Here is a 14081-nt window from a genome sequence, read left to right as displayed (position 1 = left end):
GGTGGCGACTGGTCGAGGTTGGTCTTGCCCACCAGCACCGCGCCCTTTGCGCGCAGCCGGGCCACCACGGTGGCGTCGGCTTCGGCGGTGTGGGCGAAGGCCGGGCAGGCGGCCGTGGTGGGCCAGCCCGCGGCGTCGATGTTGTCCTTCACCGCGAAGGGAATGCCCCAGAGCGGCGCCTGCGCCGGGTCCAGGCCGTCCAGCCGGGCCAGCTCGGCGGCCAGGCCGGCGGCGTCCAGCCGGGCGATCCAGGCCGGGTCGTCGGGCGCCATGCGGGCCAGCAGCGCGCCCAGCAGGGCGGCGGGCCGGGTGCCGGCCGCATAGGCGGCGCGCCAGTCGGCCAGGGTGACGGGGGTGTTCATGCGTAGAGGCTTTCGATCAGGGGGGCGGCGGGGCTGGTCCAGCCGACGATGGCGCCCTGGGCGCGGACCATGTCCAGGGTGGCCTGCTTGAATTCGGGGAAGTAGCTGGCGGTGCCGTCCTCGACCAGCAGGCAGTCGTAGCCGCGGTCGTTGGCCTCGCGCATCGAGGTCTGCACGCAGACCTCGGTGGTCACGCCCATGAAGACCAGGTGGGTGATGCCGCGGCCTTGCAGCAGGGCGTGCAGCGGCGTGGCGTAAAAGGCGCCCTTGCCCGGTTTGTCGATGACGAACTCGCCCACCCGCGGGGCCAGCTGCGGCACGATCTGGTTGCCCGGCTCGCCGGCGATCAGGATGCGGCCCATGGGCCCGGCGTCACCGATGCGCAGCCGGGGCTCGCCGCGCAGGCGCTTGGCCGGCGGGCAGTCCGACAGATCGGGGGCGTGCGCTTCGCGGGTGTGCACCACCAGGCCACCCGCTTGGCGCCAGGCCGACAGCACCGCCTGGCAGGTGGGGATGATGGACTGCAGCTTGGTCACGTCGTTGCCCAGGCTTTCGCCGAAGCCGCCGGGCTCCACGAAGTCGCGCTGCATGTCGATGATGACCAGCGCGGTGTGGGGCAGCTCGTAGCGGTAGGCGAAGGGCTGGGCGTCCAGGGTGCGGGGGGGCGGTTTCATGCGGCCTCCAGTGCGGCAGAGGTGGGGTGGGCGCCGGGGTCAGCGTGATCGCCGTGGCCGCCGCCCATGTGGGCGCCCAGGGCCTGGCGGTCGGCTTGGTCGGCGGGCAGGTCCAGCACGATCCGGCCTTCGCTCATCACGACGATGCGGTCGGCCAGGGCCAGCAGCTCGTCCAGGTCTTCGCTGACCAGCAGCACCGCGCAGCCGCGGGCGCGGGCCGCGCGCAGCCGGGCGTGGATGTCGGCCACGGCGGCAAAGTCCAGGCCGAAGACGGGGTTGGAGACCAGCAGCAGACGCGGCTCGCCGGCCAGTTCGCGGGCCAGCACGGCGCGCTGCACATTGCCGCCGGACAGGCTGCGGATGGGCGCGCGCTCGCCCTGGGTCTTGACGCCGTACTCGCCGATCCAGGCCCGGGCCTGGGCGCGCAGGCGGCCACCCATGCGCCAGCCGCCGCGGGCGAAGGGCGCCTGGTCGAAGCTGCGCAGGCCCATGTTGTCGGCCACGCTGAGCGCGCCCACGCAGGCATTGCGCAGGGGCTCCTCCGGCAGGGCGCGCACGCCCAGGCGCTGGTTCTCGGCGCGGGTGGCGGCAAAGGGCTGGCCGGCCACCTGCACCTGGCCGGACTCGCGGGCGCGCTGGCCCACCAGGGCCTCCATCAGCTCGCGCTGGCCATTGCCCGAGACCCCGGCCACGCCGACGATCTCGCCCGCGCGCACGGCCAGGCTCAGGGCCCGCACCGCCGGCTCGCCGCGGTCGCCGCGCACCGTCAGGCCGCGGATGTCCAGCTGCACCTCGCCCGGCGTGTGCGGCGCCAGCGCGGCGGCGGGGCGGCTGGCCAGCTCTTCACGGGCCTCCTCGGCCCCGGCCTGGGCACCGCCCACCATGGCCTCGGCCAGGGCCTGGGGCGTGGTGTCGGCCACCGCGCCGGTGTGCACCAGGCGGCCGCGGCGCAGCACGCTCACGTCGTCGGCATAGGCGCTCACCTCGCGGAACTTGTGGGTGATCATCAGCACCGAGCAGTCGCCCGCATGGGCGCGCTCGCGCAGGGCGCCCAGCACCTCGTCGGCCTCCTGCGGGGTCAGCACCGAGGTGGGCTCGTCCAGGATCAGCAGGCGCGGCTTCAGGAAGAGCTGCTTGAGGATTTCCAGCTTCTGCTTTTCGCCGGCCGAGAGGTCCATGGGCGTGGCGTCCAGGTCCAGGCGGAAGGGGGTGGTCTTCAGAAAGGCGTCCAGCTCGGCGCGCACCCGCTTCCAGGGCACCACGGCCGGCAGGCGGCCGCGGGCCAGCAGCAGGTTCTCGGCCACCGTCATGCCCGGCACCACGGTGAAGTGCTGGTAGACCATGCCGATGCCCAGATCGCGCGCCACGGTGGGCGAGCCGATGGCCTGTTCGCGCCCGCCCACCAGCACCGCGCCGTCGTCGGGCGGCTGGTAGCCCACCACGCATTTGACGAGGGTGCTTTTGCCCGCGCCGTTCTCGCCCAGCAGGGCGTGCACGGTGCCGGGGCGCACGCTGAGCGAGACATCGCCCAGCGCGGTGAAGCTGCCGAAGCGCTTGGTCAGACGGTAGGTGTCGAGCTGGACGGCGTTCATGGGGGCCTCGCTCCGGGACAGGGTCAGAGGGTGCGCAGGACCTCGAGCACGGCGGCCGAATCGGCCACTGCGCCGAACACGCCGCCCTGCATCTTGATCATCTGGAAGGCGGCGGCGTGGTTGGCGGGGTCGGTGGCGCCGGTGCAGTCGGTCAGCATCAGGCACTCGAAGCCGCGGTCGTTGGCCTCGCGCATGGTGGTGTGCACGCAGACATCGGTGGTGATGCCGGTGAGGATCAGGTTCTCGATGCCGCGCACGCGCAGGATCAGCTCCAGGTCGGTGGCGCAGAAGCTGCCCTTGCCCGGCTTGTCGATGATGGGCTCGCCGGCCACCGGGTAGAGCTCGGGGATGATGTCCCAGCCGGGCTCGCCCCGCACCAGGATGCGGCCGCAGGGGCCCATGTCGCCGATGCCCGCGCCGATCTGCTGCGAGCGCCAGCGCTTGTTGGCCGGCAGGTCGGAGAGGTCCGGCCGATGCCCCTCGCGGGTGTGGATGACGTGCATGCCCACGCGGCGGGCCTCGGCCAGCAGGCGCTTCAGGGGTTCGATCGGCGCGCGGGTCAGCGAGAGGTCGTAGCCCATCTTGTCCACATAGCCGCCCACGCCGCAGAAGTCGGTCTGCATGTCGATGATGACCAGGGCGGTGTTGGCCGGGCGCAGGTCGCCGTTGTAGGGCCAGGCGTAGGGGGTGGAGGCGAGGGTGGGCATGGCGGGCTCCGACAAAGGGGTGAAGGTTCAGCGCGAGACGGCCAGCTCGACCGGCGCGCCCTTGAGCGAGCGGTGGGGCGAGCAGGTGAGCACCAGGATCAGCAGCGTCAGTGCGTAGGGCACGGCATTGAAGAGGTAGTAGCCGGCAGTGATGCCCACCGACTGCAGGGCCGGCCCGATGGCACCGGCGCCGCCGAACAGCAGGGCCGCGCCCAGGCAGCGCCAGGGGCTCCAGCGGGCGAAGATGACCAGGGCCACCGCGATCAGGCCCTGGCCGCTGGACAGGCCTTCGTTCCAGCTGCCGGGGTAGTAGAGCGAGAGCGAGGCCCCGCCCAGGCCGGCGATGAAGCCGCCGGCCGCGGTGGCGGCGATGCGCACGCCGTGCACCGAGTAGCCCAGGGCGCGGGCGGCGTCGCTGGAGTCGCCCGCCATGCGCACCACCAGGCCCCAGCGGGTGCGGGTGAAGCCCCAGGCCATCAGCCCGGCCAGCAGCACGCCCAGCGGAAAGAGGGCATTGACGGACAGGGCGGTCTGCACCTGGGGCGAGGCGCTCCAGGCGCCCAGCGCCAGCGCGGGGATTTGCGGGGCCTGCGGCTGGATGAGCGGCTTGCCGAAGTAGAAGGCCAGGCCGGTGCCCAGCAGCATCAGCGCGATGCCGGTGGCGATGTCCGACACCCGCGGCAGCGAACACAGCAGGCCGTGCAGCGTGGCCAGCAGCGCGCCGCTGGCGCCGGCCGCCAACACGCCCAGCCAGACGTTGCCGCTGAGGTAGGCACCGCCGAAGCCGGCCATGGCCGAGAGCACCAGCACGCCTTCCAGGCCCAGGTTGATGCGGCCGGACTTCTCGGTGAGGCATTCGCCCAGGCTGACGAACAGAAAGGGCGTGCCCACGCGGATGGCGCCGCCCAGCACGGCCAGCAGCAGGGTGGTCCAGGCGTCGGCGTTCATGGCGTGGTCTCCTTCAGGGCCGGGGTGGCGGGTGCGGGGGCGGACAGCGCGTTGGCCAGGCCGGCGGCGATGCGGCCACGCAGCGCCTCGGCCGCCAGGATGAGCACGAAGGCAAAGCCCTGCAGCACCAGCACCGAGGCGTCGGGCAGGTCCAGCCGGCGTTGCAGCAGGCTGCCGGCGGCGCCGAAGCCGCCGAAGAGCACGGCCACCGGCGGGATGGCCCAGGGGTTCTGGCGGGCCACGAAGGCCACCAGGATGCCGGTGTAGCCCAGGCCCGAGAGCACCGAGGCATTGGCCGCGCCCTGCACGGCTGCCACCTCCACGGCGCCGGCCAGGCCGGCGCAGGCGCCACCCGCGGCACAGGCCACCAGGATCAGCCGGTGGCTGGGCAGGCCGACCAGGCGGGCGGCCTTGGCATTGCCCCCCACCACCCGCAGCGCAAAGCCGTGGGTGGTGAAGCTCAGCCACAGGCCGGCCAGCACGCACAGCACCGCACCGATCACCAGGCCCCAGTGCACATCGCCCAGCCAGCTGTCGAAGGCAGCCTCGCCCATGATGGGGCCGATGCGCAGGGCGTCGGCCAGCGGCCGGGTGGAGGGCTTGTTCAGGCTGGCCGGGTCCCGCAGCGGGCCTTCCACCAAGTGCTTGAAGACCGCGATGGCGATGTAGCCCAGCAGCAGGCTGGAGATGGTTTCGTTGACGCCGCGGTACTGGTGCAACGCGCCGGCCAGCGCCACCCAGGCGGCTCCTGCCAATGCACCGGCGGCCAGCACCATCGCGATGCCCAGGCCGTTGGCGGGCGGGGTGAAGAGATAGGGCAGGCTGGCGCAGCCCAGGGCACCCAGGGCCAGCGCGCCCTCGCCGCCGATCACCGTCAGCCCCGCCTGGGCCGGCAGGGCCACGGCCAGGGCGGTGAGCATCAGCGGTGCGGCGCGCAGCAGGGTGTTCTGCCAGGAGAAGGCCGAGCCGAAGGCGCCCTCGTAGAGCAGTTGCCAGGTCTGCAGCGGGCTGGTGCCGCCCAGCCAGACGAAGCCGCCGAACAGCAGCAGCGCGCCGGCCAGGGCCAGCACGGGCAGGAGCAGGTTCTCGGCGGCGACGTGCCAGGGCCGGGGGGCAGCAGCGGGCATGGCGTTCTCCGTGGCGTCTTCAGGGGGGACGGGGCGTCAGACCTTGCCGACGACGCCGGCCACCAGGTAGTTCATGCCTTCCAGGGCCACGTCGGTCTGCTTGTGCACCGTGCCCTTGGGAATCACGACCTTGCCGGTGTTGTCCTTGAGCTCGCCCTTGAAGATGTCGAAGGTGCCCTTCATCATCGCGGCGCGGATGGATTCGGCCTGCTTGCGGGCGGCCTCCGGCACCATGCCGCCATAGGGCGAGGACTTGACGAAGCCTTCCTTCAGGCCGCCGCGCACGAAGTTCGGGTGCGGCTGGCCGTTCTTGGCGGCTTCAATGATTTGCTTGTAGGGCGTGACCCAGTTCCACTCGGCCCCGGTCAGGTAGGCCTGGGGCGCCAGCTTGGCCTGTGAGGCGTGGTAGCCGCAGACGAACTTGCCGCGCTTGGCTGCGGTCTCGACGATCACCTTGGGGCCATCGACGTGCATGGTGAACACGTCCACGCCCTGGTCGGCCAGGCTGTTGGTGGCCTCGGCCTCCTTGACGGGCATGGACCAGTCGCCGGTGAAGATCACCGAGCAGGTGATGTCCGGGTGCACCGACTGCGCGCCCAGCGTGAAGGCGTTGATGTTGCGCAGCACCTGCGGGATGGGCTTGGCCGCCACGAAGCCGAGCTTCTTGCTCTTGCTCATGTGGCCGGCGATGACGCCGTTGAGGTACTGGGCCTCGTCGATGTAGCCGAAGAAGCTGCCCACGTTCTTCGGGTGCTTGCCCTCGGTCCACAGGCCGCCGCAGTGGGCGAAGCGGATGTCCGGGAACTTGGCGGCCATGGCCAGCACATGCGGGTCGAAGTAGCCGAAGGAGGTGGGGAACAGCAGCTTGGCGCCGTCCTGCACGATCATGCCCTGCATGGTCTTCTGCACCGCGGTGGTCTCGGGCACGTTCTCCTCTTCCACCACCTTGATGCCCGGCCAGGTCTTCACCACGGCGGCCGCCTCGGCATGGGCCTGGTTGTAGCCGTAGTCGTCCTTGGCACCCACATAGATGAAGCCCACGGTGAGCGGGGCGGCGGCCCGCGCCCAGGGGGCCCAGCCACCGGCGCTGGCGGCCGCGCCCAGGGCGCCCACCTGCTTGATCCAGTCCCGCCGCTTCCACTGCATTTCTTCGGACATCGCGTTGCTCCAGTCGAAAAGGTCTGATGGGGGAACCTGCCAGCCCACCGACGCTTGGTGTGCCTTCTGGGGTTCTAGTTGGTATACAAGCAATCGCCGGGCCAGCTTTCCGATGCGGTTGGGCCGGGCTTTTACCTGCTGGCGCAGGGGGTCATGCGCTGTTCCGGTGCTCCTGCGGCGGCGGCGTGACCCCGGGCGGGTCGCGTCGCACCAAGGGCGTGCCCCCATCCCGGGGCAGGTTAAATAGATGTTATTTGAAATCTATTTTGCTATGCTGGGGCCTGCTTTCCTTCGCGCTGGCTGCGCATCGTTTCTGGAGACCCCATGGCCCTGATCGCCCCTGTCTATCTTGAGGACCTGTCCGTGGGCGATACGTTTCGCAGCGGCGAGCATGCGCTCGACGAGGCGCAGATCGTGGACTTCGCCCGGCAGTTCGACCCACAGCCCTTCCACACCGATGGTGAGGCGGCCCGCCACACCTTCTTCCAGGGGCTGGCCGCCAGCGGCTGGCACACCGCGGCCGTGACGATGAAGCTGCTGGTGCAGAGCGTGCCGCTGGGCGGCGGCCTGATCGGTGCCGGCGGTTCGGTGGAGTGGCCGCGGCCCACTCGCCCGGGCGACCGCCTGCGCGTCGTCTGCCGGGTGCTGGAGATCAAGCCCTCGCGCTCCCGTCCGGAGCGGGGCATGGTGACCGTCGAAACGCTGACCCTGAACCAGCGCGACGAGACCTGCCAGCGCCTGGTGACCCAGATGGTTGTGATGCGCCGGCCGGGCTGAGCGATGGGCCGGGTTTCCAAGGCGCAGGCGGCGCTCAACCGCCAGCACATCGTCGACACGGCCAGCCGGCTGTTCCGACAGCACGGGGTGGAGGGCGTCTCCATCGCCGACATCATGTCGGCTGCCGGCCTGACCCCTGGCGGCTTCTACAAGCACTTCGCCAGCAAGGAGGCGCTGGTGGACGAGGCCTTTGCGCTGGCCTTCCACCAGGCGCTGGGCGCCTGGGACCAGGTGGCCCAGCGCGAACGTTCGGGGCCCGACAGTGCGCTGGCGGCGCTGGTGCGCTTCTACTTCCGGCCCCGTCCTGCCGAGTGGAGTTGCCCGATGCTGGCCTTCGCGGGCTGCGACGACGGGCAGGCCCCGCAGGCGCCGGCCATGGCCACCTACCGGGAGGGCGCGCAGACCCTGCTGGAACGCTTCCGCGCGGCGGCCCGCAAGACCCCGGCGCCGTTGCCGGGCCAGGCCCTGACCAACGCCGAGGTGGATCTGCTCTTTGCCGCCATGGTGGGCACGGGCCTGCTGGCGCGCTCGGTGGGAGATGCCGCCTGGATCCGCGACCTGCAGGCCGCGGTGCTGGGGGCGCTGCCCCCGGCCGAGCGCTCTGCCGAGCGCCCCACCGACCGTCCCACCGACCCGTCCGCCTGAAGCGGGCGCGGTCGGCGGGTGGTCGGGCGTCTGGTCCTCAGGCCGGCAGCTGCGCCAGGCTGTCCAGGGTGGCCAGGCAGGCCTGGGCCGCTTCCTGCCCCTTGGTGATGAAGTGGGTACGGAAGAAGTTCAGGTGTTCTTCGTGCGCGTGGAAGTCGCGTGGGGTGAGCACCACCGAGAACACCGGCACGCCGGTGTCGAGCTGGATGCGCATCAGCGCGTCGATCACCGCGCTGGCGACGAACTCGTGGCGGTAGATGCCGCCGTTGACCACCAGGCCGCAGGCCACCAGGGCGTCGTAGCGGCCGCTGCGGGCCAGGCGCTGCAGGTGCAGCGGAATCTCGAAGGCACCGGGCACTTCGAGCTGTTCGACCTGGCATTGGCCGGGCCGTTGTCGCTCGCATTCGGTGCGGAAGCCTTCGACGGCGTTCTGCACGATGTCGCGGTGCCAGCTGGCGCTGACGATGGCGATGCGGCGCGGGGTGTCGCCCGTGGCGGGCGCGAGGGGAGAGCTGAGGGGCTGATTCATGGTGATCCTCATGGAGAGTGGCCAGAATCAGGGCGAACGCAGCAGCGCCACCGGCGCCTGAACGACGCGGTGGCGAACACATGCGGTCTCTTTCATCCGGACTGTGACCGTCGGCCCTGGCCTCTCACCAGGTCTGCTGACCCCCGCGGCCATGGTGAGCCACGGGGCGCTCGCGGGCTCCCGTGACGAGCACGGATACCGCCGGTGGGGAATTCCACCCCGCCCTGAGAACGCTGCCGGCACAAGACCGGCCCGGCCATTCTAGGCAGGCGAGGACAGCCCCCGGGGGCGCAGGGTCAGAACAGGTCGCAGGCCCGGTAGCGCAGGCGGACGTTCAGGTCGTCGACCACCTCGGTCCACTCGCCGGAGGCGTCCATCATGGTTTCCAGCGCCTGGGCCTGCTGGGGGCTCCAGAACGGGGCCTCGCACAGGCGCAGCTGCAGGGACAGCGGCCGGTGGGCGTCGATGAAGCGCTCGATGGCGCCGCCCTCGCTGGGCAGGCCCAGCTGACAGAACAGCGCCGGCAGATCATGGTGGACGGATGGCTGCATGGCAGGTCTCCTTCGGGCGGCGCCACCAGTCTAGAAGCAGGGGCGACGCCCCGGCCTGGGACAAACCACCGGGACGCCGCGGTAGGGGGATGCCGCGACAGCGAAGCCGCCTGACCCCCAAGGGCTTGCGCCGGCTGCTAGGCTGCGCGCCTGCACCGTGCTCACCTGCCGTGCATGCCGGTGGCGTCGCGCCCTGGCATGGCGGCTGCTCCTGAACTTCGATATGTCACTTCCTCCCGCGGCCGAAGGGCCCACCCCGGCCCTGGCCGACCACGCGGCCCATGGCGCCACCGACGACCGGCTCTTCCTGCGCACCGTGCTGGCCCTGGCCGCAGGGGGCTTTGCCATCGGCACCGGCGAGTTCGTCATCATGGGTCTGCTGCCCGAGGTGGCGCGCGATCTGGCCGTCTCCATCCCGCAGGCCGGCCATGTGATCAGCGCCTATGCCCTGGGCGTGGTGGTGGGCGCACCACTGCTGGCGGTGCTGACCGCCGGCTGGCACCGCCGCACCCTGCTGATGGTGCTGATGCTGATCTTCGGCCTGGGCAACCTGGCCAGCGCCCTGGCCCCGGGCTACCTGTCGCTCAACCTGCTGCGCCTGTGCGCCGGCCTGCCGCACGGCAGCTACTTCGGCATTGCCGCGCTGGTGGCCGCGGCATTGAGCGAGCCCCACCAGCGGGCCCGCGCGGTGGGCCTGGTGATGCTGGGCTTGACCAGCGGCACCCTGCTGGGCGTGCCGGTGGCCTCGGCCCTGGGGCAGTGGCTGGGCTGGCGGGCGGCCTTCGTCTTCGTCGCGGCGGTGGCCCTGCTGTCGGTGGGCATGATCCGCGCCTGGGTGCCCAACCTGGCGCCACCGCCCGGGGCCAGCCCGCTGCGCGAACTGGGGGCGCTGGGGCGCAAGCAGGTCTGGCTCACGCTGGGCATCGCGGCCATCGGCTTTGGCGGCATGTTCTCGGTCTTCAGCTACGTCAAGCCCACGCTGCTGCAGGTGGCGGGCATGCCCCTGGACTGGATGCCGGTGGTGCTCTCGCTGTTCGGCGTGGGCATGGTGGGCGGCAACCTGATCGGCTCGCGCCTGGCCGACAAGGCCCTGATGCCCACCATCGGCGGGCTGTTGATCTGGTCCGCCGCCGTCCAACTGCTGTATGTGCTGACCTGCCACCACCCGGTGGCGGCGGCGCTGACCGTGGTGCTGGTGGGCAGCGCGGTGGCCATCGGCCCGGCGCTGCAAATCCGCCTGATGGACGTGGCCGGCGATGCCCAGGCCCTGGCTGCGGCCCTCAACCACTCGGCCTTCAACCTGGCCAATGCGCTGGGCGCCTGGTTGGGCGGCCTGGCCATCGACGCCGGCCTGGGCTACCCGTCCACCGGCTGGGTGGGCACGCTGCTGTCACTGGCCGGCTTCGGCGTGTTCTGGTGGGCCCTGCAGGATGCGCGCCGCGCGGCCCAGGCGTCTGGCACTGCGCTGGCAGGCTGAAGGCGCCGACCGCGCTGCTACACTGCTCCCCGCTTCAGGTGCTTCTGCCGGCTGTTCATGCGGCAGGAGTGAAACGGGAAGCCGGTGCGTGGCTCGCTTTGGCGAGTGGCAAGGCCGGCGCTGCCCCCGCAACGGTAAGCGAGTCCGTGGCCCGATCGGCCGACATGACAAATGTCGGTCCCGCCACTGTGTCCTGCGGGACATGGGAAGGTGATCGGGTCCGGGCCGGGTGTTTGGCACCCGGTCCCTCGTGAGCCCGGAGACCGGCCTGTCGCACAGGAACAGTCCGTCACGGTGGGTGGTGGGGTGTGCGTGCCGCCGGTCGGGACCTGTGGGCCTCATGCGCCTTCACCTGGCCGGGTGTCGCCCTCGTGCCGGCCGTCCATCCCTCTTTCCGCCTTGACGGGCTGATGTCGCCGTCAACGTCGCGCCCGGTGGGGGCGCAGGAAAGAGAGACCCATGCACATCGAACCCGGCCTGCTGGCCCAGACCAAGATCCTGGCCGCCAACGGTGTGGCCGCCGCCGTGCTGGCCAGCCACGCGCCCGCGCTGCTGCGCCGCCCGGTGCTGTGGCTGCGCACGCTGCTGGCCACCGTGTTCTTCACCCTGTTCATGCAGATGTTCCACCTGCAGGTGGGGCCGTCGGAGCTGCATTTCGTGGGCGCCATGCCCATCTATCTGACCCTGGGCTACCTGCCCACGCTGTTCGGCTTTGCCGCCGGCCTGCTGCTGCAGGGCCTGGTGTTCGAGCCGCAGGACCTGCTGCACCTGGGGGTGAATTCGCTCTCGCTGATGGTGCCGCTGATGGTGCTGCACGCCACCCTGGGCCGCCGCCCGCAGGCGCTCACCGTGGCCCGCGTGCTGCGGCTGGACGCGGTCTACTACGCCGGCGTCACGCTGATGGTGGGCTTCTGGCTGTCGATGGCCCAGGTCGCCACGCCGTTCTCTGACTGGCTGTGGTTTGCCAGCAGCTACCTGAGCCTGGTGGTGCTGGAGCCCCTGTTCACGCTGACCGTGCTGACCGGCCTGCAGCGTCTGAACCCGCCGGCCTGGCTGCGCCTGTGCTTTGACGAACGCCTGAGCCGCGCCTGAGCATGGCCGACCACGACAGCGCCGCGCCGCCAGGCCGCGGCACGGTCTGGTTCGTCGGTGCTGGTCCGGGGGACCCGGACCTGCTCACCGTCAAGGGCCGGGACCTGATCGCCCGCGCGGGCGCCATCCTGTTCGCCGGCTCGCTGGTGAACGTGGCGGCCACCCGCTGGGCCCCGCCGGGCTGCGTCATCGCCGACAGCAAGGACATGACGCTCGAGCAGATGGCCGCCTGGCTGATCGAGCAGGCCGGGCGCTGCGAGACCGTGGTGCGCCTGCAGACCGGCGACCCGGCGCTCTACGGCGCGCTGATCGAGCTGGTGCAGCCGCTGGACGCCGCAGGCGTGCCGCTGCGGGTGGTGCCCGGTGTGTCCTCGGCCATGGCCTCGGCGGCGGCCGCGGTGGAAAGCTTCACCCTGCCCGAGGTGACGCAGACCACCATCTTCACCCGCGTGGAAGGGCGCACGCCCATGCCCGCGGGCGAGGACCTGGCGGCCCTGGCCGCGCACCGCAGCACGCTGTGCATCTTCCTCTCCATCACTCTGCTGCACAAGGTTGAGGCCGGCCTGCGCGCGGCCGGCTGGCCGGAGGACGCGCCCATGCTCGTCGTGCACAAGGCCAGTTGGCCGGGCGAGGAGCAGATCGTGCGCGGCACCCTGGCCACCATCAAGCAGCAGTGCCGCGACGCCGGCATCGTCAGCCAGGCCATGGTCATCGCCAGCCCCACGCTGGGCGCACGCCACTGGTCCGCGCTGACCCGCTTCAAGCTCTACGACCCCAGCTTCACCCACCGCTTCCGAAAGGCCAGCGCATGAACACCGACCTGAACACGGCCCTGCGCGACACCACCCTCTTCATCGTGGGCCACGGCTCGCGCGAGGAAAGTGGCAACCAGGAGATCCGCGACTTCGTCGCCCAGTGGCGCTCGCGCCAGCCTGGCTGGCGCATTGAAGTTGGCTTCATCGAGTTCGCGTCCCCGTCGCTGCACGACGGCCTGCGGGCCGCCGCCCAGGGCGCGCGCCGCGTGCTGGTGCTGCCGCTCATCCTGAACGCGGCCGGCCACGTGAAGATGGAGATCCCCGAGGCCATCGAACACGCACGAGCCGACTGCCCGCAGGTCGAGTTCCTCTACGGCCCGCACCTGACGGCCTGCGATCCCATCCTGGACATCTTGAAGCGCCAGCTGCGCCGCGCCATGGCGGCGTTGGACATGCCCGACCCCACCACCACCGGCGTGGTGCTGCTGGGCCGCGGTTCGTCCGACCGCGGCGCCAACGGCGACATGGCCAAGATGGCCCGCTGGCTGCAGGAGGCCGGCGACCACGAGTTGGTCGACCTGGCCTTCACCGGCATCACCTTCCCGCGCCTGGAGCGGGTGGTGCAGCGCCAGGCCCGCATCGGCATGACGCAGATCGTGGTGCTGCCGTACTACCTCTACACCGGCACGCTGATGCAGCGCATCGGCCGCCAGGTCGAGCACCTGCGCGCGCAGTACCCGCAGATCCGCTTCGCCCTGGGCACGCACTTCGGCTTCGAGCCCGAGATCTTCGCCCTGCTGGAACAGCGCGTGACCGACCTGGTGGCCGGCCGCCAGGACAGCGCGCTGAGCTGCGACGGCTGCCGCTTCCGCGAGATCGCCCACGACCTGGGGCATGGGCACAGCCACGAACACACGCATGGTCAGGCTCACGCCCACGATCACGCGCCGGTGGTGATGGCATGAGCGTCCCCCAGGCCAACAGAGTCACGGAGCAGCTGACCCGCGCCGGCCAGGCCATTGAGCACGACAGCTTCGCCATCATCGACGCCGAGGCCGGCCCGCACCGCTACCGCGCCGAGCAGTGGCCCATCGTGCGGCGCATGATCCACGCCAATGCCGATTTCGAGTTCAACGGCCTGACCGACTTCCACCCCGACGCGGTGGCCGCCGGCATCGCCGCCATCCGCCGCGGCGGCACGCCGGTGGTGGCCGATGTGGAGATGATCTGCTCGGGCCTGTCGGCGCCGCGTCTGGCGCACTTCGGCATGGCCACGCACCAGTTCATCAGCGACGCCGATGTGATCGCCGCGGCCCAGGCCGAGGACAGCACCCGCGCCGTGCAGGCCATGCGCAAGGCGCATCGCCTGGGCCTGCTGCAGGGCGCCATCGTCGGCATCGGCAACGCGCCCACCGCGCTGATCGAGCTGGTGCGCCTGATCCGCGAGGAAGGCCTGCGTCCGGCCCTGGTCATCGGCATGCCGGTGGGCTTCGTCTCGGCGGCCGAGTCCAAGGACCTGATGGCCGCGCAGGCCGAGGTGCCGTGGATCGTGATCCGCGGCCGCAAGGGCGGCTCCACCTTGGTGGTGGCCGCTCTGCACGCGCTGCTGGCCCCGGCCGAGGCCGCGGAGCGCGCCCCGGCATGATGGAAAAGACCGTCGTCGCGGCGAGCGCACCGGCTTCACCAC

The 14081-nt window shown here is 71.4% G+C and carries 16 protein-coding genes and 2 riboswitches; of the genes, 7 read left to right on the top strand and 9 right to left on the bottom strand.

The annotated features are described in order from the left end of the window. From I73_RS22960 to I73_RS22930, 7 genes are all read right to left on the bottom strand, one after another. On the bottom strand, positions 1–362 hold a 362-nt coding region (locus tag I73_RS22960; RefSeq protein WP_026097104.1), incomplete at its 3' end, for an amidase family protein. Further along, positions 359–1036, bottom strand: a complete 678-nt coding sequence (locus I73_RS22955; protein ID WP_022982765.1) for a cysteine hydrolase family protein — start codon at positions 1034–1036, stop codon at positions 359–361. The genes I73_RS22955 and I73_RS22960, both read right to left, overlap by 4 nt. Then, entirely contained in the window at positions 1033–2628 is a 1596-nt protein-coding gene (locus I73_RS30085; RefSeq protein ID WP_022982764.1) for an ABC transporter ATP-binding protein, read from the bottom strand. Before I73_RS30085 ends, I73_RS22955 begins: the two co-directional genes overlap by 4 nt. A gap of 23 nt (positions 2629–2651) precedes the next feature. Further along, entirely contained in the window at positions 2652–3335 is a 684-nt protein-coding gene (locus I73_RS22945) for a cysteine hydrolase family protein (RefSeq protein WP_022982763.1), read from the bottom strand. 27 nt (positions 3336–3362) lie between these two features. Continuing rightward, complete coding sequence (locus tag I73_RS22940) at positions 3363–4283, bottom strand: ABC transporter permease (RefSeq protein WP_022982762.1); 921 nt, start codon at positions 4281–4283, stop codon at positions 3363–3365. Next, positions 4280–5410, bottom strand: a complete 1131-nt coding sequence (locus I73_RS30080; RefSeq protein WP_022982761.1) for an ABC transporter permease — start codon at positions 5408–5410, stop codon at positions 4280–4282. The genes I73_RS22940 and I73_RS30080 overlap by 4 nt, the downstream gene beginning before the upstream one ends. Before the next feature lie 36 nt (positions 5411–5446). Further along, entirely contained in the window at positions 5447–6568 is a 1122-nt protein-coding gene (locus I73_RS22930; RefSeq protein ID WP_022982760.1) for a BMP family ABC transporter substrate-binding protein, read from the bottom strand. 324 nt (positions 6569–6892) lie between these two features. Here I73_RS22930 and I73_RS22925 point away from each other — a divergent pair, with 324 nt between their 5' ends. Together I73_RS22925 and I73_RS30075 are read left to right on the top strand one after the other, a co-directional pair. Further along, positions 6893–7345: a MaoC family dehydratase gene (locus I73_RS22925; RefSeq protein ID WP_022982759.1), complete on the top strand. Its 453-nt coding sequence runs from the start codon at positions 6893–6895 to the stop codon at positions 7343–7345. Between the two features lie 3 nt (positions 7346–7348). After that, the gene (locus I73_RS30075) at positions 7349–7990 is read left to right on the top strand and encodes a TetR family transcriptional regulator (protein ID WP_022982758.1); all 642 of its coding nucleotides are present in this window, start codon (positions 7349–7351) and stop codon (positions 7988–7990) included. 37 nt (positions 7991–8027) lie between these two features. Here the strand turns inward: I73_RS30075 and I73_RS22915 are convergent, their stop codons facing one another. Beyond that, positions 8028–8519 (bottom strand): 6,7-dimethyl-8-ribityllumazine synthase, encoded by a 492-nt coding sequence (locus I73_RS22915; protein WP_022982757.1) that lies wholly within the window; start codon positions 8517–8519, stop codon positions 8028–8030. Positions 8520–8599: 80 nt separating this feature from the next. Next, positions 8600–8755, bottom strand: a riboswitch (FMN riboswitch). A 60-nt stretch (positions 8756–8815) separates the two neighbouring features. Continuing rightward, complete coding sequence (locus I73_RS22910) at positions 8816–9070, bottom strand: DUF2789 family protein (RefSeq protein ID WP_022982756.1); 255 nt, start codon at positions 9068–9070, stop codon at positions 8816–8818. Positions 9071–9293: 223 nt separating this feature from the next. Between I73_RS22910 and I73_RS22905 the strand changes: the two genes are divergently transcribed. The 5 genes from I73_RS22905 (at position 9294) to I73_RS22885 (ending at position 14039) form a co-directional block, all read left to right on the top strand. Further along, entirely contained in the window at positions 9294–10547 is a 1254-nt protein-coding gene (locus I73_RS22905) for an MFS transporter (RefSeq protein WP_022982755.1), read from the top strand. A 19-nt stretch (positions 10548–10566) separates the two neighbouring features. Beyond that, a riboswitch (cobalamin riboswitch) is annotated at positions 10567–10834 on the top strand. Between the two features lie 172 nt (positions 10835–11006). Next, a complete protein-coding gene (locus tag I73_RS22900) occupies positions 11007–11639 on the top strand; it encodes an energy-coupling factor ABC transporter permease (protein ID WP_022982754.1) in 633 nt (210 codons plus the stop codon). Positions 11640–11641: 2 nt separating this feature from the next. Then, positions 11642–12451, top strand: a complete 810-nt coding sequence (gene cobM / locus I73_RS22895; protein WP_022982753.1) for a precorrin-4 C(11)-methyltransferase — start codon at positions 11642–11644, stop codon at positions 12449–12451. Next, positions 12448–13359 carry a sirohydrochlorin chelatase gene (locus I73_RS22890; RefSeq protein WP_022982752.1) on the top strand — a complete coding sequence of 304 codons (912 nt, stop codon included), beginning with the start codon at positions 12448–12450 and terminating at the stop codon, positions 13357–13359. The genes cobM and I73_RS22890 overlap by 4 nt, the downstream gene beginning before the upstream one ends. Further along, positions 13356–14039, top strand: a complete 684-nt coding sequence (locus I73_RS22885) for a precorrin-8X methylmutase (RefSeq protein ID WP_022982751.1) — start codon at positions 13356–13358, stop codon at positions 14037–14039. The genes I73_RS22890 and I73_RS22885 overlap by 4 nt, the downstream gene beginning before the upstream one ends. Positions 14040–14081: the final 42 nt, after the last annotated feature.

The sequence above is a fragment of the Ideonella sp. B508-1 genome, from assembly GCF_000333615.1.
In the GTDB taxonomy this organism is placed as follows: domain Bacteria; phylum Pseudomonadota; class Gammaproteobacteria; order Burkholderiales; family Burkholderiaceae_C; genus Ideonella.
This window is presented reverse-complemented; position numbering and strand designations above follow the sequence as displayed.

Bases quoted from the DNA above. Each gene is read 5' to 3' on its own strand.
- cobM (WP_022982753.1), top strand. From the start codon at position 11,642: ATGGCCGACCACGACAGCGCCGCGCCGCCAGGCCGCGGCACGGTCTGG.
- I73_RS30085 (WP_022982764.1), bottom strand. From the start codon at position 2,628: ATGAACGCCGTCCAGCTCGACACCTACCGTCTGACCAAGCGCTTCGGC.
- I73_RS22885 (WP_022982751.1), top strand. From the start codon at position 13,356: ATGAGCGTCCCCCAGGCCAACAGAGTCACGGAGCAGCTGACCCGCGCC.
- I73_RS22945 (WP_022982763.1), bottom strand. From the start codon at position 3,335: ATGCCCACCCTCGCCTCCACCCCCTACGCCTGGCCCTACAACGGCGAC.
- I73_RS30075 (WP_022982758.1), top strand. From the start codon at position 7,349: ATGGGCCGGGTTTCCAAGGCGCAGGCGGCGCTCAACCGCCAGCACATC.
- I73_RS22925 (WP_022982759.1), top strand. From the start codon at position 6,893: ATGGCCCTGATCGCCCCTGTCTATCTTGAGGACCTGTCCGTGGGCGAT.
- I73_RS22900 (WP_022982754.1), top strand. From the start codon at position 11,007: ATGCACATCGAACCCGGCCTGCTGGCCCAGACCAAGATCCTGGCCGCC.
- I73_RS22940 (WP_022982762.1), bottom strand. From the start codon at position 4,283: ATGAACGCCGACGCCTGGACCACCCTGCTGCTGGCCGTGCTGGGCGGC.
- I73_RS22910 (WP_022982756.1), bottom strand. From the start codon at position 9,070: ATGCAGCCATCCGTCCACCATGATCTGCCGGCGCTGTTCTGTCAGCTG.
- I73_RS22905 (WP_022982755.1), top strand. From the start codon at position 9,294: ATGTCACTTCCTCCCGCGGCCGAAGGGCCCACCCCGGCCCTGGCCGAC.
- I73_RS22890 (WP_022982752.1), top strand. From the start codon at position 12,448: ATGAACACCGACCTGAACACGGCCCTGCGCGACACCACCCTCTTCATC.
- I73_RS22930 (WP_022982760.1), bottom strand. From the start codon at position 6,568: ATGTCCGAAGAAATGCAGTGGAAGCGGCGGGACTGGATCAAGCAGGTG.
- I73_RS30080 (WP_022982761.1), bottom strand. From the start codon at position 5,410: ATGCCCGCTGCTGCCCCCCGGCCCTGGCACGTCGCCGCCGAGAACCTG.
- I73_RS22915 (WP_022982757.1), bottom strand. From the start codon at position 8,519: ATGAATCAGCCCCTCAGCTCTCCCCTCGCGCCCGCCACGGGCGACACC.
- I73_RS22955 (WP_022982765.1), bottom strand. From the start codon at position 1,036: ATGAAACCGCCCCCCCGCACCCTGGACGCCCAGCCCTTCGCCTACCGC.